This is a genomic window from Nocardioides sp. cx-169 (genome assembly GCF_021083605.1).
Lineage (GTDB): Bacteria > Actinomycetota > Actinomycetes > Propionibacteriales > Nocardioidaceae > Nocardioides.
In genome coordinates, this window is the sequence record NZ_JAJNRO010000002.1 from 292,118 (window position 1) to 317,287 (window position 25,170).

Sequence of the window (25,170 nt, forward strand, 5' to 3'; positions counted from 1 at the left end):
GCCCGAGGCTCGCCCGACTAGTATCGCCGCTGTTGCGTATCGCAGGCTGCGTCTCGTCCACCGCAACTCCGACCTCCGCGAGGACCTACCCATGGTGCTTCCCGCCTCCCAGCACGCGCACAGCGCGAGCGCGCCCGCCGGCGACTTCATCCTCGTCCTGTCCTGCCCCGACCGGCCCGGCATCGTGCATGCCGTGAGCGGCTTCCTGGTGCGTCACGGCGGCAACATCCTGGAGAGCCAGCAGTTCGGCGACCAGCTCACCGACCGGTTCTTCATGCGCATCGACTTCGCCGTGGCGGCGCGCGACGGCGTCGAGGTGTCGGCGCAGGCGCTGCGCCGCGACTTCGCGTCGGTCGCCTCGGAGTTCGCGATGGCCTTCGAGCTGTGGGACGCCGCGGCGCCGTACCGGACCCTGATCATGGTGTCCAAGCACCTGCACTGCCTCAACGACCTGCTCTTTCGCGCCAGCACCCGCTCGCTGCAGATCGACATCCCCGCCGTGGTGTCGAACCACCCGGACGCCGAGCCGCTGGTGCGCTCCTACGGCCTGGACTTCCACCACATCCCGGTCACTCCGGAGACCAAGCCGCGGGCCGAGGCGCAGCTCATGGAGCTCGTCGACGGGCTGGACGTGCACCTGGTCGTGCTGGCTCGCTACATGCAGGTGCTCTCCGACGACCTGTGCCGCGCCCTGTCGGGCCGGGCCATCAACATCCACCACTCGTTCCTGCCGAGCTTCAAGGGCGCCCGCCCCTACCACCAGGCCTTCGACCGCGGGGTCAAGCTGGTCGGCGCCACCGCCCACTACGTCACCGGCGAGCTCGACGAGGGCCCGATCATCGAGCAGGACGTCATGCGCGTCGACCACAGCTACGACCAGGACCAGCTCGTCTCCGCCGGCCGCGACGTCGAGGCCCAGGTCCTCTCCCGCGCCGTCCGCTGGCACTCGCAGTCGCGGGTGCTGCTCAACGGGAACCGCACCGTCGTGTTCCGGTGAGGTGAGACGCGTCAGCGGATCACCTCGATGGTGGTCGAGCAGCGCGCGCGAGTGACGAAGGAAGTCGCGACCGCGCGTGTCGAGACCCGGTGAGGTCACTGCCGACATGGGGGACTCCGCAGCCGCGCCACACCACTCAAGTGGTCTCGAGGCTCGTCGCTGGCGCTCCTCGCACCTCGACCACCGTGGGCGTTCAGTCCCCGAGCTCGGCCCGCCGGCGGATGACGTACTCCTGCAGCTCCTGGGCGATGGCGGGGTCGAGGTCGGGGGCGACGTACTCCTCGAGGGTCCTGGTGTAGATCCCCTCCGCCCGCGCGTTGGCGTCATGGCCGCCACCCCGCATCCAGCGCTCGTAGTTCTCCGAGCTCGACAGCAGCGGGCGGTAGAAGCAGGTGCGGAAGCGCTCCATCGTGTGCGCGGCGCCGAGGAAGTGGCCGCCGTGCCCGACCTCCTCGTGGGCGCCGAACGCCATCGACTCCTCGTCGATCTCCAGCGGGGTGAACTCCGCCTGCATCATCTGCAGGATCTCGATGTCGACGACGAACTTCTCGTAGCCGGCGACCAGGCCGCCCTCGAGCCAGCCGGCGGAGTGCATGACCCAGTTGGCGCCGGCGAGGAAGGTCGGCATCATCGTCATGAGCGCCTCGTAGCCGGCCTGCGCGTCGGCGACCTGCGAGGAGGTGAGGCCGCCACCGGTGCGGAACGGCAGCCCGAAGTGGCGCGCGATCTGGCCGGTGCACAGCAGCCCGATGCCCGACTCCGGGGTGCCAAAGGTCGGCGAGCCCGACTGCATGTCGATGTTGGACAGGAACGAGCCGAAGATCACCGGCGTCCCGGGGCGGATGAGCTGCGAGAGCGCGATGCCCGACAGCGCCTCCACGATCTGCTGGACCAGCGCGGCCGGGATGGTCACCGGCGACATGGCGCCCATGAGGATGAACGGCGTGAGGACCACCGGCTGCCCGGCGGCGGAGTACTCGAACTGCGCCTCCAGCATCCGGTCGTCCCAGCGCAGCGGGGAGTTGCAGTTGATCAGCGAGATCGTCGCGGGCGTCGCCTCGATCGCCTCGCGCGAGCCGAAGAGGATCTCGGTCATGGCCAGGGTGTCGCGGGCGTTGACCCCAGAGACGACGTTGCCCATGTAGACCTTGTCGGTCAGGCTCTGCAGCGCGTAGGTCATGTCCAGGTGGCGGCTGTCGAGCGGGGTGTCGTTGGGCTCGCAGATGATGCCCCCGGCGGAGTCCAGCACGGAGAACGACTGGGCCAGCTTGGTGAAGTTCGTGAAGTCCGCCATCGTCGCGTCCCGGCGGACCTCGCCCTGCCGCACGAACGGCGGTCCATAGACGGCCCCGAAGGCCATGGAGTCGCCGCCGATGTGGAGGTTGTTCGCCGGGTTGCGCGCCTGTACGTCGAACTCGCGCGGCGCCTTGGCCACCTGGGCGAGCACGAAGTCGGGGTCCAGGAAGACGGTGTGGTCCTCGACGCGCTGGCCGGCCTGGCGAAACAGCTCGAGGGCCCGGTCGTCCATGAACTCGACACCGATCTCGGTCATGAGCCTGCGCCAGCCACGGTCGAGCGTCGCCATGGCCTCCTGCGACAGCACGTCGTATCGGGGCATCCGGTTGCGGAACATCGGTCCTCCTGCGCGGCGGCGGGGCGGTGCGGGACGGTCGGTGTCGCTTGACCCGACCCTGCGCGGCATCCTAGCCTCATGATGTGGGACATCAGTTCCACATCATGGAACTATCGAGAGCCGCCGATGACCAGCACCGCGACCGGCACCCAGGCGATCGACCGCGCCGCGCTCCTCGTGGCGACCGTCGTACGCGCCGACGAGCCGCTGTCGTTCCTGGAGCTGCACGACGAGTGCGGGCTGCCGAAGTCCACGACCTCGCGGCTGCTGACGGCCCTCGAGCGCACGGAGCTGCTGGAGCGCAATGCCGCCGGCTCCTACGTCGCCGGCCCGCTCTTCTGGCTCTACGCCACCCGGCACGACCCGTGGGACGAGCTGGTCCGGCTGGCTCGGCCCACCCTGGAGCGCATCGGCGCCGATACCCGGGAGACCGTCAACCTCTCGGTGGCCCGCGGGGACCGAGTGGTGCAGGTGGCGCAGGTCGACTCGACGTACATGCTCGGCACCCGCGACTGGACCGAGGTCGAGGTGCCGGCGCACGCGTCCTCGCTGGGCAAGGTGCTGCTGGCCCACGGCCTCCTCGACGTGCCGAGCGGCGGCCTGGAGCAGGTCACCCCGCACACCGTCACCGACCCGGTGACGCTGTCCCGCGAGCTCGCCCAGGTGGCGCGGCGCGGGTGGGCGAGCACCGTCGACGAGCTCGAGATCGGGCTGACCGGCATCGGCGCGCCGGTCCGCGGCAGCGGCGGCGAGGTCATCGCGGCCCTGGGCATCTCGGGGCCCAGCCCCCGGCTGGAGGACCGGCTCGACGAGATCGGCCGGCTGTTGAACGACCGGGCCGAGCAGCTCTCCGCGCTGCTTCGCCGGCGAACCCGCAAGGAGGGCGTGGCATGACCGTGACACCCGAGGAGATCCTGCAGGCGCTCTACGACGAGACTCTCGTCGGCAACGCCCCCCGGGTCCTGGAGCTGACCAACGAAGGGCTGGCGCTCGACATGGAGCCGCAGACGCTGCTCTTCGACGCGCTGATCCCCTCGCTCGAGGAGGTCGGCGCCCGCTTCGAGCGCGGCGACTTCTTCGTCCCCGAGATGCTCATCGCCGGCCGCGCGATGGCCGGCGCGATGGAGCGCCTGCGCCCGCTGCTGGCCGAGACCGGCGTCCAGACCATCGGCAAGTTCCTCATGGGCACGGTCAAGGGCGACGTCCACGACATCGGCAAGAACCTGGTCAACATCATGCTCGAGGGCGCCGGCTTCGAGGTGATCGACCTCGGCGTGCAGGTGGCGCCGGAGAAGTTCGTGGCCGCCATCGAGGAGCACCAGCCCGACATCGTCGGCTTCTCGGCGTTCCTCACCACCACGATGCCGATGTTCAAGGCCAACATGAACGCCCTGGAGAAGGCCGGGATCCGCGGCGAGGTGATCGTCATGGTCGGCGGCGCCCCCGTCACCCAGGAGTACGCCGACGCCGTGGGCGCCGACGGCTACGCGGCCGACGCCTCCCAGACCGTCAAGCGGGCGAAGGCGCTGCTGCACGAGAAGCGCGCCAAGGTCCCGGCATGACCCGGACCCATGAGACCGTCCTGCGCGGCGCCGGCGCGGAGGTGGTGCTCGGCCACGGGCGCCGGTTCACCCTCATCGGCGAGCGGATCAACCCGACCGGACGCCGGATCTTCCAGGACCAGCTGCGCGCGGGCGACCTCTCGGCCATCGAGCGCGACGTCAAGGCGCAGGTCGAGGGCGGTGCCGACGTCCTCGACGTCAACATGGGCGTGCCCCTGACCGACGAGGCGGACCTGCTGGCCCGCGCGATCACGCTGGTGCAGGGGCTGACCGACAAGCCGATCTGCATCGACTCCTCGGTCGTCGAGGCGCTCGAGGCCGGGCTGGCGGCGTACCAGGGCCGCGCCCTGGTCAACTCGATCACCGCCGAGGACGAGCGGATGGAGCAGATCCTGCCGTTGGTCAAGAAGTACGACGCCGCGGTCATCGCCCTGCCCAACGACTCCGACGAGATCCCGATGGACGCCGAGAAGCGGATCGTGCTGACCCGCAAGATCATCGAGGTGGCGACGACCGAGTACGGCATCGCTGCCGCCGACATCGTGATCGACCCGCTGGCCATGCCGATCGGGGCCGACACCACCACCTCACTGGTGACGCTGGAGACGATGCGCCGCATCCGCGACGAGTTCGGCGTCAACATGACCTGCGGGGCGTCCAACACCTCCTTCGGGATGCCGGCGCGGCACACGCTGGGAGCCGCCTGGCTCCCGATGGCGATGACCGCCGGCCTCACCAGCGCCATCATGGACACGCGCACGCCGCAGATCGTCGAGGCGGTCAAGGCCGCCGACGTCTTCCTCGACCACGACGAGTGGGGGTCGGCCTGGATCGCCGCCCACCGGGCGCGCCAGGCCGCCCAGGCGGCGCAGGCGACGTGACGGAGCCCTCCGAGGTCGAGCTGGCCGCGCTGGGCCGCGAGGGCCTCGTCGCCGCCCCGGGCGCCCCCGCCGCCGCCCACGACGGCACGGGCCGGGTGGACCTGTCGTTCACGATCCACTCCTCGACCGACACCGGGGCCGACGTCGCGCCCACGCAGCGCGGGGTCCGGGTGCCCCCGGGGGTGACCGTCTTCGACTCGGCCTCCTGGAACGGCATCGCCATCGACTCGACATGCGGCGGGCACGGCACCTGCCACAAGTGCCGGGTCCGGGTGGTCGGGGGGGACGTCCCGGTGACCCGGCACGACGAGCGCACCTTCTCGGGCGCCCAGCTCGACGAGGGCTGGCGACTGGCGTGCCTGGCCCAGGCGACGCGCTCGCTCGCGGTCGAGGTCCCCCCGCTCACCACCCGGCCGAAGGCCGCGACCGTCGGCGTCGGGCGCCAGGTGATCCTCCGCCCGGCGCTGCAGAAGCGCTACGTCGAGCTCGACGAGGCGACCCTGGCCGATCAGCGCACGGACCTGACCCGGCTCACCGACGCCATCGACGACCTGGAGCTGACCGCCGACCTGCACGTCCTGCGACGGCTCTCGAAGGTGCTCCGCGAGGCGGACTTCAAGGTCACCGCCGTGATCGTCGACGAGGCGCTGATCGACGTCGAGGCCGGCGACACGACCGCTGCCCGCTACGCGATCGCCTTCGACCTCGGCACCACGACGGTCGTCGCGACGCTGCTGGACGTGAGCACGGGCACGCCGGTCGCGGTGGCCTCCATGCTCAACCGGCAGCAGCCGTTCGGCGGGGACGTCATCACCCGGATCAGCGCGACGATGATGGACCCCGAGGCGCTCGGCAGGCTCCAGGAGGCCGCCGGCACGACGCTGTCGGAGCTCGCCGACCAGGTGTGCCGCGAGGGCGGCGTGGAGCCGACCCAGGTCTACGAGGTCGCGGTCGCCGGCAACGCCACGATGACCGCGCTGGTGCTCGGCATCGACCCCGAGCCGCTCGGCGTCGCGCCGTTCGTCATGTCCACCACCCAGCCGCCGACCGTGGCCGCGTCCGAGATCGGCCTGACCCTGCACCCACGGGCGCGGGCGTTCTTCTTCCCGGCCCTCGGTGCCTACGTCGGCGGCGACATCGTGGCCGGGATGCTGGCCACCGGCATGGACCGCGACAAGCGCACCCGGCTGTTCATCGACGTCGGCACCAACTGCGAGATCGTCCTCAGCGACGGCGACACCATCCTGTCGACCGCGGCTCCGGCCGGCCCGGCGTTCGAGGGCGGCGCCATCCGCTGCGGCATGCGCGCGGCCGACGGCGCGATCGAGGTCGTCCGGGTGGGCGAGGACGTCGAGCTGGGCGTGATCGGGGACGTCGAGCCGCGCGGCCTGTGCGGGTCCGGCCTCGTCGACGCCGTGGCCGAGCTCGCGCGCGTCGGCCTGCTCGACGCGTCGGGGCGGTTCGTGCCGGACGCGGACGCGCCGGAGATCGCGCCGACCCTGGCCGACCGCCTGACCAAGATCGGCGAGGAGCGGGTCTTCCTGCTGCACCGGCCCACGCCCGGCACGGTGCCCGCGGAGTGCGTCTACCTCTCGCAGCGCGACGTGCGCGAGCTGCAGTTCGCGAAGGCCGCGATCTCCACCGGCTGGACGCTGCTGCTCGAGCAGCTCGGCCTGGAGCACCGCGACGTCCAGCAGGTGCTGCTCGCCGGCTCCTTCGGCAGCTACCTGTCGCCGGCCTCCGCCGTACGCATCGGGCTGGTCCCGAAGCTGCCGGTGCTGCGCATCGTCGCTGCCGGCAACGTCGCCGGCGAGGGTGCCAAGATGGCGTTGCTGTCGGTGCGCGAGCGCGCCGGCGCCGCCGCGCTGCTCGAGGAGGTGACCTATGTCGAGCTCAGCGACCGCCCCGACTTCAACGACAAGTTCGTCGAGCAGCTCTCGTTCTGACATCGCCGTCATCGCCTGCGGGGCGATCGCCCAGCCCATGGCCGAGATCGTGGCCCGCCGGGGGTGGCCGGTCGACGTACACCCGCTCCCGCCGCTGCTGCACAACCAGCCGCAGCTCATCGCCGGCGAGGTCCGCGCCCTGGCCGCCCGGCTGCGACCGACGTACGAGCGGGTGGTGGTGGGGTATGCGGACTGCGGCACCTACGGCGCGCTCGACGCGGTCTGTGCCGACGAAGGGCTGGAGCGGCTGCCGGGGCTGCACTGCTACGACCTGTACGCCGGTCCGTCGCAGGTCGAGCGGCTCTTCGCCGACCAGCCCGGGACGTACCTGCTGACGGACTTCCTGGTGCGCTCCTTCGCGCGGACGGTCCTGCAGGAGCTCGGCCTGGACCGCCACCCCGACCTGCGCGACACCTACTTCGGCCACTACACGCGGGTCGTCTGGCTCGCCCAGCAGCCCGACGACACCGAGCTCCGCGCCCACGCCCACCAGGCCGCGACCCAGCTCGGCCTCCCCCTGACCGTCGTCGCGACCGGCCACTCCGGCCTGGAGCGCGCGCTGGGCGATCTGGTCGATCGGGGTCCGTCGGGGTAGTCCCGGACGGACGGGCCTACACCCCGACCCGGAGGCGGTCGAGGAGGGCCTGGCGCCAGGCCTCGGTCTCGGCGATCTGGTTGAAGGTGAAGACGTGCAGGCCCTCGACGAGCGCCTCGGGCGGGGCGAGGGCGGGGGCGCACTGCTCGAGGAAGCGCTCGCCGGTGAAGCCGCCGGGTGCGGCGAGGCGCGCGAACGTGCCCTTGTGCTTGGCGAGGAACCGCGTGGACTCCCCGACGCCGATCCGGGTCGCCATGGCGAGCAGCTTGGTGCGCTCCACCGGCCCCGGGATGCCGAGCAGCAGCGGCATCGTGATGCCACGGGCGCGCATCCGCCCGACCCAGCCCCGGATCACCCCCGGGTCGAAGGTCAGGTTGCTGACGACGTGGGTGGCGTGGCGGCGCTTGTCCCACATCGCCTGGATGGTCAGGTCGTCGGCGATGGTCGGGTGCGACTCGGGGTAGCCGGTGATGCCGACGTGCGCGAACGGGCGGCCGAGGGCGGTCAGGTCCTCGAGCAGCCCCACCGCGTCGTGGTAGTCGCCGGCCGGCTCCGCGTCGCCGCCCGGCACGAACACCCGGGAGATCCCCTGGCCGGTGAGCCGCTCGCAGATCTCGGCCAGCTCGGTGCGCCCGGAGACCATGCGCGCCGCGAGGTGGGGTACGACGGCGTACCCCCGCCCGGTCAGGCGTTCGGCCAGCTCGAGCGTGGCCTCCAGCCCCTTGCTCGGCGACGCGGTCACCGTGACCACGCGGTCCAGCGGGACGTGCTCGAGCACCTTGTCCTCGGTGCTCGAGGTCGGCAGCACCTCGTAGCGGGCGCTCTCCAGCAGCCGAACGACCGTGTCGCGTGAGCGCTTGTTGCGCATGATGCAACTCATTTCGTGATGCGCATCAGAGGCCCCGAGTGTAGCGCCGGGTGCGGGCCTGCGACAGGGTCGCGGCGGCCCGGACGGCACGCACGAGAACGCGTGAGCGCTCACGCGGCGGCGATCACCAGATCCGCACGCGCTCCGCGGGGTCCAGCCACATGCCGTCGCCCTCGGCGGTGCCGAAGACCTCGTGGAACTCCTCGAGGTTGCGCGCGATGTTGGCGCGGAACTCCGGCGGGCTGTGCGGGTCGACGGTGAGGTACTGGCGCGCCAGCTCCTCGCGACGCTTGGTGCGCCACACGTAGGCCCAGTTGAGGAACAGCCGGCGCCGGTCGTCCTCGGAGGCCGCGCCACCTTGCGAGATCACGAACGCCTTGTGGGCGATGGTGAGGCCGCCGAGGTCGCCGATGTTCTCGCCGACGGTCAGCGCGCCGTTGACCTTCTCCCCCGGCAGGTCGCGCGGCTCGAGGCCGTCGTACTGGGCGATGAGCGCCTTCGACTTCACCTCGAAGGCGGCCTTGTCGTCCGCGGTCCACCAGTCGTTGAGGTTGCCGGCGCCGTCGTACTGCGCCCCCTGGTCGTCGAACCCGTGGCCGATCTCGTGGCCGATGACCGCGCCGATGCCGCCGTAGTTCTCGGCCGGGTGAGCGTCGGGGGAGAAGAACGGCTTCTGCAGGATGCCGGCGGGGAAGCAGATCTCGTTGGTGCCTGGGTTGTAGTAGGCGTTGACGGTCTGCGGCAGCATGAACCACTCGTCCGGGTCGACCGGGGAGCCGATCTTGGCCAGCTGGCGGTCGGTCTCGAACGCCGAGGCGGCCGCGACGTTGCCGAGCAGGTCGGTGGCGCTGATCCGCAGCGCGGAGTAGTCGCGGAACTTCTCGGGGTAGCCGATCTTGGGCCGGAAGGTGTCGAGCTTCTCGTAGGCGCGCTGCTTGGTCTCCTCGGTCATCCAGTCCAGCGCGGCGATCGACTCGCGGTAGGCCGCGAGCAGGTTGGCGACCAGGTCGTCCATCAGCTCCTTGGACCGCGGCGGGAAGTGCCGGGCGACGTACTCCTTGCCCACGGCCTCGCCGAGCGCGCCCTCGACCAGCGCGACGCCCCGCTTCCAGCGCGCCCGCAGCTCGGGGGTCCCGCTGAGCGTGCGCCCGTAGAAGTCGAAGTTGGTCTCGACGAAGTCGTCGGTGAGGTACGGCGCCGCCGAGCGCAGCACGTGCGCCAGCAGCCAGGCCTTCCAGTCCTCGAGCGGCACCGACTCCAGGACGGTCGAGAGGTGCGCGAAGTACGACGGCTGCCGCACGCACACCTCCGCGATCGTCCCGTCGTTGCCGCCGAGGTTGGTGACGTAGGCGTCCCAGTCGAAGGCCGGGCACAGCTCCTTGAGCTCCGCGGCCGTCATCAGGTTGTAGGTCTTCTGCACGTCGCGGGTCTCGGCGCGCTCCCAGTGTCCGGCGGCGAGCCGGGTGTCCAGCTCCAGGATCGTGGCCGCGGCGGCAGGCGCATCCTCGTGACGGCCGAGCGCGAGCAGCCGCGTGAGGTAGGCGACGTAGGCCTCCCGCTGCTCGGCGAACTTGTCGTCGCGGTAGTAGGACTCGTCGGGCAGGCCGAGCCCGCCCTGGGCGAGGTGGAAGAGGTAGCGGTCGGACTGCCGGTCGTCGGTGTCGACGTAGGAGCCGAACACGCCGTGGCCGCCGACCCGCTCGAACTCACCCAGGAACGCCGCCAGGTCGCGGACGTCGCGCAGCGCGCCGACGGCCTCGACCAGCGGGCGCAGCGGGCGGGTGCCGAGCTTGTCGATCGCCGCGGTGTCCATGAACGAGGCGAACAGGTCGCCGATCTTGCGCGCGTCGTCGTCGCGCGGCTCACCGGCGGCGAGGTCCTCGATGATCGTGCGAACGTGCTCCTCCGCCGCGTCGGCGAGCTGGACGAACGGCCCCCAGCTCGAGCGGTCTGCGGGGATCTCGACCTCGTCCAGCCAGCGGCCGTTGACATGTCCGAAGAGGTCGTCCTGCGGACGGATGTCGAGGTTCACGCCGTCTCTGGCGTCGTCGAGGGTGCTCACCCCCCGACAGTATCGGGCGTGCGGAAGCGGGGTCGCCAGTGCGTGAGATTCACCGGGTGCCCGGTGAATCTCACGGCTCCCGCATGAAACTTCACACCACAAGCACCAGATTCGGACCGGCCGTGCGGCGGGAGTGGCCACCGGTCAGCGGGCGGCGCGGAACGCCCCGTCCTCGCCCAGCGCGGGTACGACGTCGCTGACGTCCAGGCCGGCCGCGACCTCGACGTCCTCCGCGAAGCCGGCGGCGACGAGCTCCTTTCCGCTCGCGCAGGCGAGCAGCCCGTCGCGCAGCGTGGCCCGCGCCGCCCGGAAGGCGTCGCGGGCGTGGGTCGCCTCGAGGCTCAGGCCGGTGGCCCCCAGTCGAACCATCGCGTCGACCACCGCTCCGGCCCCCCACAGGTCCTCGGCGCCCGGGCGCATGGACCCGTCGGGCCAGCGCTCCCCCGCCGGCACGACCGCGACCACTGCGCCGTCGGCGACCCGCGGCGCCAGCCAGCGGGCGACGGCGGTGCGGTTGCGCAGGCAGGCGCCCACGACGGTGACGGCCGGCCCGGCCAGCGCGGACCCCGCCAACGCGGCGCAGATCGCGGAGCCGTTGGGCGAGGGCAGGACGATCCGGTCGACCCCCTCGACCCGGCTCATCGCCGCGGCCGAGAGGCTGACGGCCGGGAGTCCGGCCGCGGGCTCCTCGAACCGCCCGATCGCCAGCACCGCGCCGAGCTCGGCGGCGTGCTCACTGGCGCGCTCGTCCTTCCAGGCGAAGGGATGCACGGCCATGCCCCGCTCGACGGCCACCGTCAGGGTCGTCGTGAACGACAGCACGTCGACCACCACGGCCACATCGGCGCCGGCGGCGACCGCCGTACCGCCCGTGGGGCCCCACTCGAGCCGTACGGCGTGCTCCTGCTGCCCGTGGGGATCAGTCACGGACCCGCACGACCCCCTTGCCGAGGGTGCGCCGCTCGTCCATGTCGACCAGGGCCTGGCCGAAGTCCTCGAAGTCGTAGACCTTGCCGACCGGCGGCTTGACCACGCCGCTCTCCATCATCGGCAGCAGCGCGGCCCACTGGTCCTGCATGAAGCCGGGGCGGGCCATCGCGTAGGCCCCCCAGCCGACGCCGCGGACGTCGACGTTGTTGAGCAGCAGCCGGTTGACCTTGACCTGGGGGATGCCCTGACCGGAGGCGAAGCCGACGACGAGGAGCCGGCCCAGCGGGGCGAGCACGCGAAGGGAGTCGGTGAACGCGTCGCCGCCGACGACGTCGAGCACGACGTCGACACCACGGCCGTCGGTCAGGCCCATCACCGCATCCTTGAAGCCGTCCACGAGGACGGCCTCGTCGGCCCCGGCCGCCCGCGCGACCTCGGCCTTCTCCTGGGTGCTGACCACGGCGATGGTCCGCGCGCCGTGCCCCTTGGCCACCTGGATCGTCGCGGTGCCGACGCCGCCGGCCGCGCCGTGGACGAGCACGGTCTCCCCGGCCTTCAGGCCACCCCGCTCGGCGAGGGCGAACTGGGCGGTGAGGTAGTTCATCGGCAGGGCCGCGCCCTCGTCGAAGCTGATCGAGTCAGGCAGCGCGAAGGCGAACATCGCCGGTACGACGGCGCGCTCCCCGGCGCCGCCGTAGGGCCCCACGGCCGCGACCCGCTGACCGGCCTCGAAGCCGGGACCGCTGACCACGGTGCCCGCGACGTCGACGCCGAGGGTGAAGGGCACCTCGGGCTTGAGCTGGTACTCACCGCGACTGAGCAGCAGGTCCGGGAACGATGTCCCGACCCGGTGCACCTCGATGAGCACGTCGTCGGGTCCCGGCGTCGGCTCCGGCACCTCGCGGATCTGGATGTCGCTGGGTCCGGTGGTGGTCACGACCTGGGCTGCACGCATGGTCGGAGGCTACCGACCGGCGCGTCGCCGCCCACGCCAGCGGCGCACCACGAACCACACCACCACGGCGGCGATGACCACGTAGACCAGGTCGGAGATCTCGCCCGCCCGGCTCTCGACGAGGTGCCACTGCTCTCCGAGCGCGTAGCCGGCGCCGATGAGCAGCCCGTTCCAGACAAGACTGCCGGCCGTGGTGAAGCCCGCGAACTGCAGCAGCGGCATCCCGCTGACGCCGGCCGGGACGGAGATCAGGCTGCGTACGCCGGGGACCAGCCGCCCCACGAGGACCGCCGTACGCCCGTGCCGGTCGAACCAGCCCATCGCCCGGTCCACGTCGCGCGCATATACCAGGGGAATCCGCTCGGCGATCCCGGCCAGCCGCTCGGCGCCCAGCCGCGCGCCGGCGTAGTAGAGCACGAGGGCGCCCACGAGCGATCCGGCCGTCGCCCAGGCGATGGCGGCAACGAGGCCGTAGTGGCCTTGGCTGGCGGTGTAGCCGGCCAGCGGCAGCACCGCCTCCGAGGGCACCGGCGGGAACACCGTCTCGAGCGCGGTCGCGAAGCCGACCCCCGGAGCGCCGATCGTGCGCATGAGCCCGACCAGCCAGTCGAGCACGGACGACATGGGTCTCCTCCCGAGGCGGACGATGGAGCCGCCACCTTAATGGGGGTGCATCGCTCGGCTTCTCGGCGAGCGGTCGAAGGGCGACGCGGGCGCCGGACTCCGCGGGCGTTTCTGTCGCCCGGCTCAGCCCGGCTCGACCAGCCGGTTCATCTCGAAGTGCATGGGGTCGGTGTAGTTCCAGTCGCCGCCCCACGCGAAGCCCCACTTCTTGAAGATCGAGACGACGACGGGGTGCATCTCGCCGACCGTGCCGCGCTGGTTGCCGGGGGTGTTGAGGTCGAGCGCGAGCCCGAAGGAGTGGTTGGAGAGCGTGGTGGAGCCGGCGATGAACCGGGGGTAGTAGCAGCCGGCGTACTCGCCGGGGTGGATCTCGTCGGCCAGGCCGGTCGCCTGGATCTCCAGCAGCGCCTCGCGCAGCTGCGGGATCACGAAGCGGTTGCAGGTGACGGTGCCGAGGATCGGCACCTGCTCGGTGGCGATGTGGGAGGCGACCCACGCCGGGTCGGGAGCGATCCGGCCGCCGCCGAGGACGGTGTAGGTGAAGGTACCGACGGCCTCGGCCACGGTCCCGATCGGCACCGCGATCTGCCTCGCGCCCGGGTCGAGACCCTGCTGCGCCACGATGTCGGTCATCTGCGCGGAGACCCCGGCCGCCTGCTCGACCGCCCGGCGCACCGAGTACGGCGACGTCACCCCGGTGCCAACCAGGAGCGCGTTGCCCGGCTTCATGCCCAGGGGCTCGACCCACTTCTCGTTGACGACGACGTCGACGAAGGGTGCCTGGTCGATGGTGGCGCCGAGGTGGATCAGCGGGTCCCCCTCCTTGGCCCCGAACCGAAGGAAGCCGCTCTCGTCCGTGGGCAGCCGCTTCGCGAGGCTGCGGTCCACGGCGAACTCTCCGCCGGCCACCCGGTCCCAGACGTCCTGGAGGTCCGCGGAGCCGAGCGGCGTGTAGTTGCGGTACGTCGTGGGGTCGACCGCGGCGACGTTGAGCAGCCGGTTCTCGATCGGCACCTGCGAGTGGGAGAACTGCACCACCCGCTGGACGCCCTCGACCGCGCTGATGGCCGCCACGTCCTCCTCGGAGAAGGGCTCGCGGCTCAGCAGGATCATGTCCGAGGACTGCAGCGCCCCCTCGCGCGGCCCGGGCGGGTCCATCGCCATCGCCGGGTCGATCGCGGGCGCCTCGGGCCGGCTGGGGCTCGGGTCCGGGTCCGCCGAGGCCGGCGTCGACGGGTCCGCCTTCGGCTCGTCGCCCCCCGAGGCGCCGCACCCGGGCGCGATCGCGAGGACGACGACCGTCGCCGTCGCTGCCAGCGCCCGCGTGACCCGCATCCAGCCCTCCTTTGCGACGAGGGTAGGCCGCGAACCGAGGGCCTCCTCGATGGGCCGCCTACTCCGAGGTCAGTACCCGGTTGCGGATCGTCAGCCACGACAGCACGCCGCCGGCCGCGAGCAGCGCGGCGCACGCCAGCAGCGCGGAGCGGTATGCCCCGTCGAAGGCCGCCGGGTCGGCGTACTCCTCGCCCCCGAGCCCGACTGCCAGCGGCAGCGCCGCCACCGCGAGCAGCGAGCCGGCGCGGGCCACCGCGTTGTTGACCCCGCTGGCGATGCCCGCGTGCTCGTCGGGGGCGGCCGCGAGCACCGTCGCGGTCAGCGGCGCGACCATGAGCGCGAGGCCGAGGCCGAACACGGTGATGCCGGGCAGGACGTGGGTCCAGTACGTGCCCTCGTCGTCGACGAGCATGAGCAGGAGCGTGCCGCCGGCCATCACGAGCGGCCCGAGCGTCATCGGCAGGCGCGGACCGATGCGCGCGCTGAGCTCGCCGCCCTTGGCCGCCAGGAAGAGCATGCACAGCGTCATCGGCAGCGACGCCAGACCGGCAGCCAGTGCGGTGTAGCCGCTGACGGTCTGCAGCTGCAGGGTCAGGAAGAACAGCACCGCTCCGAGGGCGGCGTAGACGAGCAGCGTCATCGCGTTGGCCGCGCTGAAAGTCCGGTCGGCGAAGATCCCCAGCGCCAGCATCGGCTCGCGCGCCCGGCGCTCGACGAGGACGAAGCCCGCCGCGCTCACCACCGCCACGACCGCCGCGTACGGCGCGAGCTCCCCTCCCCACTCGATGAGCGCGTACGTCGTCGCGCCCAGCGCGAGCGTCGCCAGCAGCGCCCCGGGCAGGTCGAAGCGGGTCGAGGCGTGCGGGTCACGCGTCTCGGGGACCCAGTGCCGAGCGATGACGACGGTGACCACGGCGAGGGGCAGGTTGATCAGGAAGATCCAGCGCCAGTGGGCGTAGTCGATCAGGAGGCCCCCGACCAGCGGGCCGAGGGCGGCCGCGATGCTGCCGAGCCCGGACCAGGCGCCGATGGCCGCCGGCCGGTCGTCGTGCGCGAACGCACCCTGGATCATCGCCAGGCTCCCCGGGGTGAGCAGCGCACCACCGACGCCCTGGAGGATCCTGGCCGCGATCAGCACCTCGGGGTGGGGCGCCACCCCGCACAGCAGCGACGCGGCCGCGAACCACACCGTCCCGAGGACGAACACCCGCCGCCGCCCGAACCGGTCGCCCAACGAGCCGCCCAGCAGGATCAGGCTGGCCAGCGAGACCAGGTAGCCGTTGCTCACCCACTGCAGCTGGGCCAGGCTGGCGTCGAGGTCCTCGCCGATGGTCTTGAGGGCGACGTTGACGACCGTGCCGTCGAGCATCGTCAGTCCGGAGCCCAGCACCGCCGCCGCGATGACCGCGCGACCCGTCGTGGTGCCCAGCCGCACCTCCGACGCCTCCGACGCGCTCACCCGATGAACACTAGAGCCGTCGCGAGCACCAGGATCCGCCTCGCCCCGCTGACCCGTTACCGCAGGACGCGGCCGGCGATCCAGGCGATGTCGGCGGCGGTGGCGGCGGGGGTGTCGCTGGGCTGCATGACGTGGCTGAGCACGACCCGGACGACCATGTCGATGGCGGCCTCGAGGCGGTCGGCCTCGAGCGCGACGTCGTACGGCGTGACGCGCTCGGCGATCACCAGCTTGGCCGCCGTGAGCAGCGACTCGGCGTGCGTGGTCAGCAGCGGCAGCAGCTCGGTGTCGGCGCCGTGGGTGGCGGAGACCACGGCGTGCAGCAGCCGGTTGTCCTGGGCGAGCTCGAGCACGCTGGTCGCGGCGGCGTCGATCGCGTCCACCAGGTCGGTCGGGTGCTCGTCGAAGGCGACGGTGACGACGCCGAGGAAGCGCTCCAGCTCGCGCAGGATCATCGCCTCCGCGAGCCCGGCCTTGGAGCCCATCTCGTTGTAGACGGTCTGCCGGCTCACCCCCACCTGGTCGGCGAGCCGGGCCATCGTGACCTGCGACCAGCCGATGTCGGCCGTCAGCCGCACCGCGGCGTCGACGACGCGCGCGCGCATGGTCTCGGCGGGCAGGCTCACGCCGAGAAGCCTAGGTCGTCAGGCGTCGACCGAGGTGAGGAGGACGAAGTCGACCTTGTCGCGCACACCGCAGTCGGGGCAGCACCAGTCGTCGGGGATCTGCGACCAGGCGGTCCCGGCCGCGAAGCCCTCGAGCTCGTGGCCGGCCTCCACCTCGTAGGTGTAGCCGCAGCCCGGGCAGCGCGCCGCCACGACCTCGTCGGCGGGGACGGCGGCCGCCTCCGCGGCGACTCGCGCGGCCTCCACGCGCTCGGCCTCGACCACGGCGACCGGCCGCGGCCAGCGGGCGAGCAGCCTGGCCTCCTTGCCCGGCTGCAGGTTGGCGCGGGTGATGTCGCCGTCGAAGTGGCGGGCGACGCGCGGGTCCATGACCCGGCGCCACAGCGGGGGCACCAGCGCGAGCACGATCATCCCGGCGTACCCGGTCGGCAGCACCGGCGACTCCTCGAAGTCGCGCAGGGTCTGGTAGCGCCGGGTCGGGTTGGCGTGGTGGTCGCTGTGGCGCTGCAGGTGGTAGAGCAGCACGTTGGTGGCGATGTTGTTGGAGTTCCACGAGTGCGACGGGTCGACCCGCTCGTAGCGCTGCCGGTCGCCGACGCCGACCTTGCGGCGCAGCATCCCGTAGTGCTCCATGTAGTTGACGACCTCGAGCAGCGAGAAGCCGACGACCGCCTGCAGCACGAGGTACGGCGTGAGGCCGACGCCCAGCCACGCGATCAGCGCGCCGAACAGCACCGCCGACATCAGCCAGGCGTTGAGCACGTCGTTGCCCAGGCGCCACGGGTGCTGCTTGCGGCGGGCGTAGCGACGCTTCTCGACGCGCCACGCGCTCTTCAGCGACCCGACCACGGTGCGCGGCCAGAACGCGTAGAACGTCTCCCCCATCCGCGAGGACGCGGGGTCCTCGGGGGTGGCGACGCGGACGTGGTGGCCGCGGTTGTGCTCGATGTAGAAGTGACCGTAGAAGCTCTGGGCCAGCGCGATCTTCGACAGCCAGCGCTCGTTGGCCTCGCGCTTGTGGCCCAGCTCGTGGGCGGTGTTGATGCCGATGCCGCCGATGCAGCCGATGGAGATCGCGAGCCCCACCTTGTCCACCACGCTCAGGTCACCCCCGATGCCGAGCGGGTCGCCGCGCGCGATCAGGTACATCGCGCCCACGAAGCCGGCGTACTGCACCGGCAGGAAGAGGTAGGTGACCCACCGGTAGTAGCGGTCCTGCTCCAACGCCTCGATCGCGTCGTCGGGCGGGTTGGAGCGGTCGAGCCCGGTCACCAGGTCGATGGCGGGGACGATCACCAGGATCACGACCGGACCGATCCAGAACCACACGCCGAGACCGGTGGCCAGCCACAGCCCGTAGCCGAGGAACGCCAACGACGGGACGACCAGGCCGATCAGCCACAGGTAGCGCTTGCGGTCGCGCCACTGCTCGGTCGAGCCAGCGGGGACGGTGCTCTTGGCGATCTGGTCCATGGGGCCTGCCTTCATTGCGGTTTACAGGACCGTAGTCGTTGTAAACCTGCTTGACAAGACCTCCCGCTTTGTAAACTCAGCTCTGCGCTCCGCGCGCCTCGGCGACCAGCTCGGCGACCTCCTCCGCCCCGGCGACACCCACGGACTCCAGCGCCGCGACCCGCTCGGCGACGTCGTCGAGGGTGACCGGCCGACCGTCGTACGGCGCGGCCCGCTTGAGCAGCTGCGCCAGGTCGGCCACCGCAGCCGCCAGCTCCAGTGACGGCGTCGCGGGGGCCTCCGGGTCGGCGGCTCGTAGCCGCGTGAGCGCCTCGGCCGGTCCGGCGTCGGGGGAGCGCCAGCGGACGGTGGCGGTGCCGATCGGCTGGCCCGGCTGCACGCCCGCGGCCAGGCGCACCTCGTAGAGGGCGCTCGCGCGGTGGCCGGCGCCAAGCTCGCCGGCGTCCACGCCCAGGTCCTCGAAGTCGTCGTCGGCGATCGCCCGGTTGTCGTAGCCGACCAGGCGGTATGCCGCCACCCGCTCGGGGTCGAAGCTCACCTGGGTCCGCGCCTCGGCGGCCACCGGCGTGAGCGTGGTCGTCAACGCGCTGCCGAAGAGCTCCTCGGCCTCCTCGAAGGTGTCGACGTAGGAGTAGAAGCCGTCACCGAGGTTGGCCAGCTGCTCCATCAGGTGGTCGTTGTAGTTGCCCATGCCGTAGCCGACCGTCACCAGGCTGATCCCGTCGCGGCCCTCCTCGGCGATCCGCTCGCTGATCGAGCCGGGGCCCGTCGCGCCGACGTTGGCGACGCCGTCGGAGCAGAGGACGACGAGGTTGACCGCGTCCTCGTCGTACCCCTCCCGCGCCTGCTCGTAGCCCAGCGCCAGCCCCGCCCCGAGGTTGGTGCTGCCCCCCGGCGTCAGCTCCTCGACCGCGTCCAGGATGACCTGCGTCTCGCGCACCGGCGTTGGCTCGAGCACCGGGCGGGCCTGGTCCTCGAACGTCACCACCGACACCGTGTCGTCGTCGCGCAGCCGGTCGGCCAGGAGAGCCAGCGACGAGCGCACGAGCCCGAGCCGGGAGCGGATGTCCATGCTGCCCGAGGTGTCCACCACGAGGGTGACGTTGGCCCGCGGCCGCTCGGCCGCGGTGACCTCGCGCGCCGCGACCGAGACCCGCACCAGCTGGGTCCCGTCGTCGAGGCTGGGCGCCGGGCCGGAGTCGCTGGTCACCGCCAGGTCACCCTCCCCCTCGGCCGGCGCGGCCGCGTCGCTCGGCAGCGCGTTGACCCACTCCTCGACCCGGATCGACTCCGGCGGTGGAAGCACCCCGTCGGCGAGCAGCGTGCGGGCGACGCCGTACGAGCCGGTGTCGACGTCCAGCGCGAACGTCGACCGCGCGTCCTCGCGGGGATCCACGAACCCGGTCGTCCCGGCGTCGACGAAGGTGTTGTCGTCGAGCAGCCCCGGCACTTGCGGCTCCGGCACCTGCGGCCCGCCTGTCTCGGAGTCGCCGGGCAGGCTCTGGGAGTAGTTCACCGAGCCGTCGCCCTGCGTCTCCTCGTACTCCTCCACGTAGGCCGCTGCGTCGATCCCGCGGGTCACCGTCCCCGGCTCCGGACCGGGCTCCGGCTCACGCGGGCCGTGCTCGTCCGAGCAGCCGGCGAGGGTGAGGGCGAGGGCGCCTGCGAGGGCCGCCACAGCGAGGGTGCGCGGGCGGGGGCGCCGGCGCGACAGGGGACCGAGAGTCATGCGTCCTGGGACGGGCGGGGCCGTCGAGCGGTTCCCGGGGGTTTCCTGGCCCGCGTAGGCCGCCCTACGCGTCGTCGCGGCGGAACACCGAGGTGCCCCACCACAGGCCCACCACGAACAGTCCGGCAGCCCAGGCGGTGCCCCACAGGACGCCACTGGTGCCGAGGTCGCCGGTGAAGGCGTCGCGGACGCCGTCGACGATCCACCGGAACGGCATGAAGTCGCTGGTGTTCTGCAGCCAGGCGGGGCCCAGCGTCATCGGCAGCAGGATCCCGCTGAGCAGCAGCACCGGCATCATCACCATGTTGATCAGCGGCGCCATGACGTCCTCGGACTTGGTCGTGAGCGCCAGGGCGTTGGACGCGGCCGCGCAGGCGCCACCGATGAGCAGCGTCAGCAGGATGCCCAGCAGGATCCCGCCGGCCGAGCCGCGCATGCCCATCCAGTAGCCGAGCGCGACCAGGATCACCGCCTGGACGAGCAGCTGCGCCAGGTCGCGCAGCAGCCGCCCGCACAGCAGCGCCGTTCGGTTGGCGGGGGTGACCCGCTCGGCCTCGACCACGCCCTCGCGCCACTCCGCGATGAGCCCGAAGCCGGCGAAGAACGCGCCGAACAGGCCCAGCTGCACGAGCAGCCCCGGCACCAGGAACGTGAACTCGTTGCCGTCGAAGCCGGGGAACGTGCGCACGACCGGCTCGAGCAGCGGGCCGAAGAGGAGCAGGTAGAGCACCGGCTGCATGACGCCGATCAGGACCCACGCGGGGTTGCGCAGGTTCATCCGGATCTGGCGGCGGAAGACGATGAGGGAGTCGCGGGCGAAGGTGTTGCCGGCGTTCATGCGGAGGCTCCTTCGAGCTCGGGGTCGGCGGTGCCGTCGGCCGCCGCCTCCGCGTCGCGCAGGGACCGGCCGGTGAGGGTGAGGAAGACGTCGTCGAGCGTCGGGCGCGCCACCTCGATCGAGTCGAGGGAGACGGCGGCGTTGTCCAGGTCGCGCAGGAGCGCGGGGATCGCGCGGCCGGCGCGCGGCACGCGGCCGCGCACATGACGGCCGTCGACCTCGACCTGGGTGCCGATCGAGGCCAGCTTGTCCCGGGCCACGACGACGTGGTGCTCGTCGGCGACCTCGAGATCGACCAGGTCGCCGGAGACCTGCGCCTTGAGGTTGTCGGCGGTGTCGCTGGCCACGATGCGCCCCTGGTCGATGATGACGATCCGGTCGCTCAGGGCGTCTGCCTCGTCGAGGTAGTGCGTCGTCAGGAACACGGTGGCGCCGCGGTCGGTGCGCAGCCGGGCGATGTGCTCCCAGAGGTTGGCGCGCGCCTGGGGGTCGAGGCCGGTGGTCGGCTCGTCGAGGAAGACCAGGGTCGGGTCGTGGATCAGCCCGGCCACGATGTCGAGGCGGCGCTTCTGGCCGCCGGACATGTTCTTGGGCATCCGCTCCCACAGCCCGTCGAGCTGCAGCTGCTCGAACAGCTCCCTGCCACGGGCCTCGACCTGCTGGCGGCTCAGGCCGTAGAGCATGCCGTGGTCCATCACCTCCTCGCCGGCGCGGGCGCTGCTGAAGACGCCCCCGGTCTGCGAGACGTAGCCGATGCTGCGCCGCACCTGGTTGGCCTCGCGTACGACGTCGTACCCGGCGACGCGGGCCGCGCCGGCCGTCGGCTTCAGCAGGGTCACCAGCATGCGCAGGGTCGTGGTCTTGCCCGCGCCGTTGGGGCCGAGGAAGCCCACGACCTCTCCCTCTGCGACGTCCAGGTCCACCCCCGCCACGGCGTGGACCGGCTTCTTCTTCCTGCCCTGTCCGGTGGAGAAGGTCTGCACGAGACCTCGTGCTTCGATCATGCGGGGAGCTCCTTCGGGGTCGACCCGGGAGACTAGCCGCGGCCCCCCTCGGGCCGCCTCAGGTTTATCCCGGAGCGGCTCTGCCCGGGCGCGCGCCCCGGACTCATCGCCCTCAGGACTCGCAGGCGACCTCGGTCTCCGCGTCGCAGGTGTCCGCGCCGCCCCTGCCGTCGGCGGAGTCCGTGCCCGGACCGCCCACGAGGACGTCGTCGAGGTACCAGCTGACAAGCAGGTCGTCACCGTCCTCACCGTTCAGCTCCCACCCGGAGGGCCGGTTGTCGCACGACACACCGCCCATGGAGCCGCCGGCGTCGCGATACTCCTTGAAGGAGACGATGTCGTCGCCGCCACCTGCATTCACCTCGACCGAGCACCCGCCGACGTAGATCACGTTCGGGCCGGCGGTCCCGGTGATGGTCGCGCTCGTGGACCCCAGGGCCTCGATGTTCTCGAACCCGCCGAAGAACCACTCGGAGCGGTCGGGACCCGCGTCCCGGCTCGCCGTCCCGGACGGGAGGTCGGCAGTGATCGCACCGTATGCCTGGAGCCGGAGCAGGTCCGAGCCCGGGCCGCCGTCCAGGGTGTCGCCCGGCTTGTTGCCCACAGGCGGGAACACCTGGTCGTCTCCTTCGCCCAGCACGACGGAGGGGAAGTCTCCCGACAGGTAGGCGAACCGGTCGTCGCCCTCGGTGCCTCGATAGGTGCCCACCACCTCGTCGCTCTGCGACTGGAAGCTGGTGTCCTCGATGCCGGAGACCTGGATCTTCCCGAGGTTCGAGGTCACTGTCCCGGCGGCCATGTCGAACCGGACCCGGGACAGGGCGGCGGTGCTGTCCTCCAGGCTGACGTAGTCGCGACCGGCGCCGCCCGCGAAGCGCGCGCCGGTCGCCGGGAAAGGGCACTTCAGCGTGCAGAAGGCCTGGTCAGCACCGGGACCCATGTCGATCGCGTCCCTCGAGCGCGCGCTCGTGCGGTAGTCGACGACGTCGTTGCCGGCACCCAGCCGGAGGACGTCGCGCCCCAGCTTCGGGCCCCACTGGAGAATCCGCTCGGGGCCGGCCCCGCCTCTGACGACGTCGTTGCCGGGACCGGGCCAGATGCGCAGATGCGCGCGCTTCTGGTTCACCAGGATCCGGTCGTTGCCGGCACCGCCGGCGACCTGGCGCTCCGACCACCGGCCGCCCGCCACGCAGATGAGGTCGTTGCCGCCCCGACCCCGCGTGATCCGCGCCCCGTCGGTCACGATGACGTCGCGGCCCGCGGTGCCCTCCAGGACACCGTTGCCGCTGTTCTTGCCGACGATCGTGGCGCGCTCTCCCGCACACCAGCGGGCGCCTGGTCGCTCACTGCCGGGCCGCTCACTGCCTCCCCCGGGCGCGGCGTCGGCGACCGGGCCCCAGGCGAGGGGAGTGAGTGCCATCAGCAGGACCAGCCACACAGTGCGCACAAGAGCCTCCAAAGGGGCGGAGCGGGGAGCCCAGGCTCACACGGATCGCCCGCAGGCAACACCCCACCGCGAGAAACCCCCGGAAACCTGTCCACCGCCCCGCAACGGGTTCACAATGGCGCGAGCGAGCGAGACGAGGTGGGCGATGACCGAGGAGCCAGGCGACCGGACTCTGCGCCGACTCGCGCGCGGGCGCACCTCGCTCGTGGTCCTGCCGCTGGCGGTCGCCCTCATCGTGACCGCCGTCCTGGGCGCCCGGCTGCTCTGGGCCGACCTGCCCGAGACGGACGCCGCCGAGGCGTCCGCCGTCTGCTGGGACGGGGAGGAGGTCGCCGACGCGGGCGACTGCGGCAGGCCGACGGGGCCGCGCGGGCTGCGCTGGGTGTTCCCCTCGTTCCGGCCCGGGAACGACGACTGCCGCGACGTCCGCGCCCAGCACCGCGAGCTGGGCCGCCGGACGATGTGGGAGTGCGAGTTCGAGATCACCGGCTCCCCGATCGTCATCACCTACAGCGAGCTGGCCGCGGGCAGGGACGGGCGAGCGGCCCTCGAGCTCGAGTACGCCGACGAGGAGCGGCGGACGGTGAAGACGAAGGACGGCACCCCGCTGCGCCACGAGTGGCGGCGCGAGCTGCCGGCGGGCGGGTTCGAGGTCATGGTCGTGTACGCCGCCCACCCCTACGCCGTGCAGGTGCGCGCCGAGGAGCGCGCGCTGCGTGAGGAGGGCCTGCGATCCACCGTGCGGTACCGCGCACCCGAGAGGATGTCGTCGCGCTGAGCGCTAGCGGTGGTCGCCGCGGATCGCCGCGGCCACGGCGCTGGGGACTTCGGGGTCGAAGACGCTCGGGATGATGAAGTTGGAGTTGAGCTCCTCGTCGCGCACCACGTGGGCGATGGCGTCGGCCGCGCGCAGCAGCATGTCGACGGTGATCTCCGAGGCCCGGGCATCGAGCAGGCCGCGGAAGACGCCGGGGAACGCGAGCACGTTGTTGATCTGGTTGGGATAGTCGGAGCGGCCGCTGGCCACGACCGCGGCGTACCGGTCGGCCTCGGCCGGGTCGACCTCCGGGTCGGGGTTGGCGAGGGCGAACACGACGGCGTCGGGCGCCATGTCGCTGATCCACTCGGCCCGCAGGACGCCCGGCGCGCTCACGCCGATGAAGACGTCCGCGCCGGCCAGGGCGGCGCGCAGGTCGCCTCGCACCCCGCGCGGGTTGGTGCTCTCGGCGAGCCGCTGCTTGGCCGGGGAGAGCCCCTCCATCCCGACCGCGAGGCAGCCCTCGCGGTCCCACACGACCACGTCGGTGACGCCCGCGGCGATCAGCAGGGTGACGATCGCGCTGCCGGCCGCCCCGCCGCCCGAGACCACCACGCGGGCGCTCGCCAGCTCCTTGCGCACCACCCGCAGCGCGTTGGTGAGCGCGGCGAGCACGACGATCGCCGTCCCGTGCTGGTCGTCGTGGAAGACCGGGATGCCCAGGCTCGCGCGCAGGCGGCGCTCGATCTCGAAGCAGCGGGGCGCGGCGATGTCCTCGAGGTTGATGCCGCCGAAGCCGGGCGCGATCAGCTCGACGGCGCGGACGATCTCGTCGGTGTCCTGGGTGTCCAGGCAGATCGGCCAGGCGTCGATCCCGGCGAACCGCTTGAACAGCGCGGCCTTGCCCTCCATCACCGGCAGCGCCGCCCCGGGGCCGATGTTGCCGAGGCCGAGCACCGCGGAGCCGTCGGTGACCACCGCGACGGTGTTGCCCTTGGAGGTCAACCGCCAGACGTCCTCGGGGTGGTCGGCGATCGCCATGCTGACCCGGCCCACCCCCGGGGTGTAGGCCATCGACAGGTCGTCGCGGTTGCGCAGCGGCACCTTCGAGGAGACCTCGATCTTGCCGCCGATGTGCAGCAGAAAGGTCCGGTCGCTGACCTTGTGGACCTCGACCCCGTGGACGGCGTCGACGGCCGCCTCGAGCTCGGAAGCGTGGTCGGCGTCGCCGGCCGAGCAGGTGACGTCGAGGACCAGGCGGGTGCCGCTGGACTCCGCCACGTCAATGGCCGTGACGATCCCCCCGGCCTGGGAGATGGCCGTGGCAACCTGGCCCACCACCCCGTGGTCGGGCGCCGTGTGGAGGCGCATCGTGATCGAGTACGACGAGGTGGTGGCGAAGTTCCGGGACACCTCGTCACCCTGCTCCCCCGCGCCCGTTACGGGCAA

Annotated in this window: 22 protein-coding genes; 7 read left to right on the top strand and 15 right to left on the bottom strand. The window is 72.1% G+C overall.

The window, feature by feature from the left end; all coding sequences use genetic code 11:
- Positions 1-91: 91 nt before the first annotated feature.
- Positions 92-997: a formyltetrahydrofolate deformylase gene (gene purU, locus LRP67_RS02570; RefSeq protein ID WP_231268600.1), complete on the top strand. Its 906-nt coding sequence runs from the start codon at positions 92-94 to the stop codon at positions 995-997.
- A 193-nt stretch (positions 998-1,190) separates the two neighbouring features.
- Here purU and LRP67_RS02575 read toward each other — a convergent pair whose 3' ends face one another.
- Positions 1,191-2,699 (bottom strand): trimethylamine methyltransferase family protein, encoded by a 1,509-nt coding sequence (locus tag LRP67_RS02575; protein WP_269210970.1) that lies wholly within the window; start codon positions 2,697-2,699, stop codon positions 1,191-1,193.
- Between the two features lie 57 nt (positions 2,700-2,756).
- Between LRP67_RS02575 and LRP67_RS02580 the strand changes: the two genes are divergently transcribed.
- From LRP67_RS02580 to LRP67_RS02600, 5 genes are read left to right on the top strand one after another with little or no spacing between them, the layout of a single operon-like run.
- Positions 2,757-3,524 carry an IclR family transcriptional regulator gene (locus LRP67_RS02580; protein ID WP_231268604.1) on the top strand — a complete coding sequence of 256 codons (768 nt, stop codon included), beginning with the start codon at positions 2,757-2,759 and terminating at the stop codon, positions 3,522-3,524.
- Entirely contained in the window at positions 3,521-4,192 is a 672-nt protein-coding gene (locus LRP67_RS02585) for a corrinoid protein (protein ID WP_231268605.1), read from the top strand. The genes LRP67_RS02580 and LRP67_RS02585 overlap by 4 nt, the downstream gene beginning before the upstream one ends.
- On the top strand, positions 4,189-5,073 hold the full coding sequence (locus tag LRP67_RS02590; RefSeq protein ID WP_231268607.1) for a dihydropteroate synthase: 885 nt from the start codon (positions 4,189-4,191) through the stop codon (positions 5,071-5,073). Before LRP67_RS02585 ends, LRP67_RS02590 begins: the two co-directional genes overlap by 4 nt.
- Positions 5,070-7,019 carry an ASKHA domain-containing protein gene (locus LRP67_RS02595; protein WP_231268609.1) on the top strand — a complete coding sequence of 650 codons (1,950 nt, stop codon included), beginning with the start codon at positions 5,070-5,072 and terminating at the stop codon, positions 7,017-7,019. Before LRP67_RS02590 ends, LRP67_RS02595 begins: the two co-directional genes overlap by 4 nt.
- Before the next feature lie 37 nt (positions 7,020-7,056).
- Positions 7,057-7,614: a DUF1638 domain-containing protein gene (locus LRP67_RS02600; RefSeq protein WP_231268611.1), complete on the top strand. Its 558-nt coding sequence runs from the start codon at positions 7,057-7,059 to the stop codon at positions 7,612-7,614.
- Between the two features lie 16 nt (positions 7,615-7,630).
- Here LRP67_RS02600 and LRP67_RS02605 read toward each other — a convergent pair whose 3' ends face one another.
- The 13 genes from LRP67_RS02605 to LRP67_RS21745 all read right to left on the bottom strand — a co-directional run bounded on the left by LRP67_RS02605 (position 7,631) and on the right by LRP67_RS21745 (position 22,964).
- Positions 7,631-8,482: a methylenetetrahydrofolate reductase gene (locus LRP67_RS02605; RefSeq protein WP_231268613.1), complete on the bottom strand. Its 852-nt coding sequence runs from the start codon at positions 8,480-8,482 to the stop codon at positions 7,631-7,633.
- 124 nt (positions 8,483-8,606) lie between these two features.
- Complete coding sequence (locus LRP67_RS02610; RefSeq protein WP_231268615.1) at positions 8,607-10,544, bottom strand: M13-type metalloendopeptidase; 1,938 nt, start codon at positions 10,542-10,544, stop codon at positions 8,607-8,609.
- A 144-nt stretch (positions 10,545-10,688) separates the two neighbouring features.
- Positions 10,689-11,471, bottom strand: coding sequence for a 2-phosphosulfolactate phosphatase (locus LRP67_RS02615; RefSeq protein WP_231268616.1), 783 nt, complete (start codon positions 11,469-11,471; stop codon positions 10,689-10,691).
- Positions 11,464-12,429, bottom strand: coding sequence for an NADPH:quinone oxidoreductase family protein (locus LRP67_RS02620; RefSeq protein WP_231268618.1), 966 nt, complete (start codon positions 12,427-12,429; stop codon positions 11,464-11,466). The genes LRP67_RS02615 and LRP67_RS02620 overlap by 8 nt, the downstream gene beginning before the upstream one ends.
- Before the next feature lie 9 nt (positions 12,430-12,438).
- Positions 12,439-13,053 (bottom strand): DedA family protein, encoded by a 615-nt coding sequence (locus LRP67_RS02625; protein ID WP_231268620.1) that lies wholly within the window; start codon positions 13,051-13,053, stop codon positions 12,439-12,441.
- A gap of 123 nt (positions 13,054-13,176) precedes the next feature.
- Positions 13,177-14,388 carry a M15 family metallopeptidase gene (locus tag LRP67_RS02630; RefSeq protein ID WP_231268622.1) on the bottom strand — a complete coding sequence of 404 codons (1,212 nt, stop codon included), beginning with the start codon at positions 14,386-14,388 and terminating at the stop codon, positions 13,177-13,179.
- Between the two features lie 58 nt (positions 14,389-14,446).
- Entirely contained in the window at positions 14,447-15,847 is a 1,401-nt protein-coding gene (locus LRP67_RS02635) for an MFS transporter (protein ID WP_231268624.1), read from the bottom strand.
- A gap of 56 nt (positions 15,848-15,903) precedes the next feature.
- Positions 15,904-16,473 (bottom strand): TetR/AcrR family transcriptional regulator, encoded by a 570-nt coding sequence (locus LRP67_RS02640; RefSeq protein ID WP_231268626.1) that lies wholly within the window; start codon positions 16,471-16,473, stop codon positions 15,904-15,906.
- 18 nt (positions 16,474-16,491) lie between these two features.
- A complete protein-coding gene (locus LRP67_RS21220; RefSeq protein WP_269210971.1) occupies positions 16,492-17,946 on the bottom strand; it encodes a fatty acid desaturase in 1,455 nt (484 codons plus the stop codon).
- 76 nt (positions 17,947-18,022) lie between these two features.
- Entirely contained in the window at positions 18,023-19,675 is a 1,653-nt protein-coding gene (locus LRP67_RS02655; protein ID WP_231268628.1) for a von Willebrand factor type A domain-containing protein, read from the bottom strand.
- Between the two features lie 64 nt (positions 19,676-19,739).
- On the bottom strand, positions 19,740-20,513 hold the full coding sequence (locus tag LRP67_RS02660; protein ID WP_231268629.1) for an ABC transporter permease: 774 nt from the start codon (positions 20,511-20,513) through the stop codon (positions 19,740-19,742).
- Entirely contained in the window at positions 20,510-21,517 is a 1,008-nt protein-coding gene (locus LRP67_RS02665; RefSeq protein WP_231268631.1) for an ATP-binding cassette domain-containing protein, read from the bottom strand. The genes LRP67_RS02660 and LRP67_RS02665 overlap by 4 nt, the downstream gene beginning before the upstream one ends.
- Positions 21,518-21,629: 112 nt before the next feature.
- On the bottom strand, positions 21,630-22,964 hold the full coding sequence (locus LRP67_RS21745) for a calcium-binding protein (protein WP_231268633.1): 1,335 nt from the start codon (positions 22,962-22,964) through the stop codon (positions 21,630-21,632).
- Between the two features lie 145 nt (positions 22,965-23,109).
- Between LRP67_RS21745 and LRP67_RS02675 the strand changes: the two genes are divergently transcribed.
- Positions 23,110-23,742 (top strand): hypothetical protein, encoded by a 633-nt coding sequence (locus LRP67_RS02675; protein ID WP_231268635.1) that lies wholly within the window; start codon positions 23,110-23,112, stop codon positions 23,740-23,742.
- A gap of 3 nt (positions 23,743-23,745) precedes the next feature.
- Here LRP67_RS02675 and LRP67_RS02680 read toward each other — a convergent pair whose 3' ends face one another.
- The gene (locus tag LRP67_RS02680; protein ID WP_231268991.1) at positions 23,746-25,092 is read right to left on the bottom strand and encodes an NAD-dependent malic enzyme; all 1,347 of its coding nucleotides are present in this window, start codon (positions 25,090-25,092) and stop codon (positions 23,746-23,748) included.
- Between the last annotated feature and the right edge of the window lie 78 nt (positions 25,093-25,170).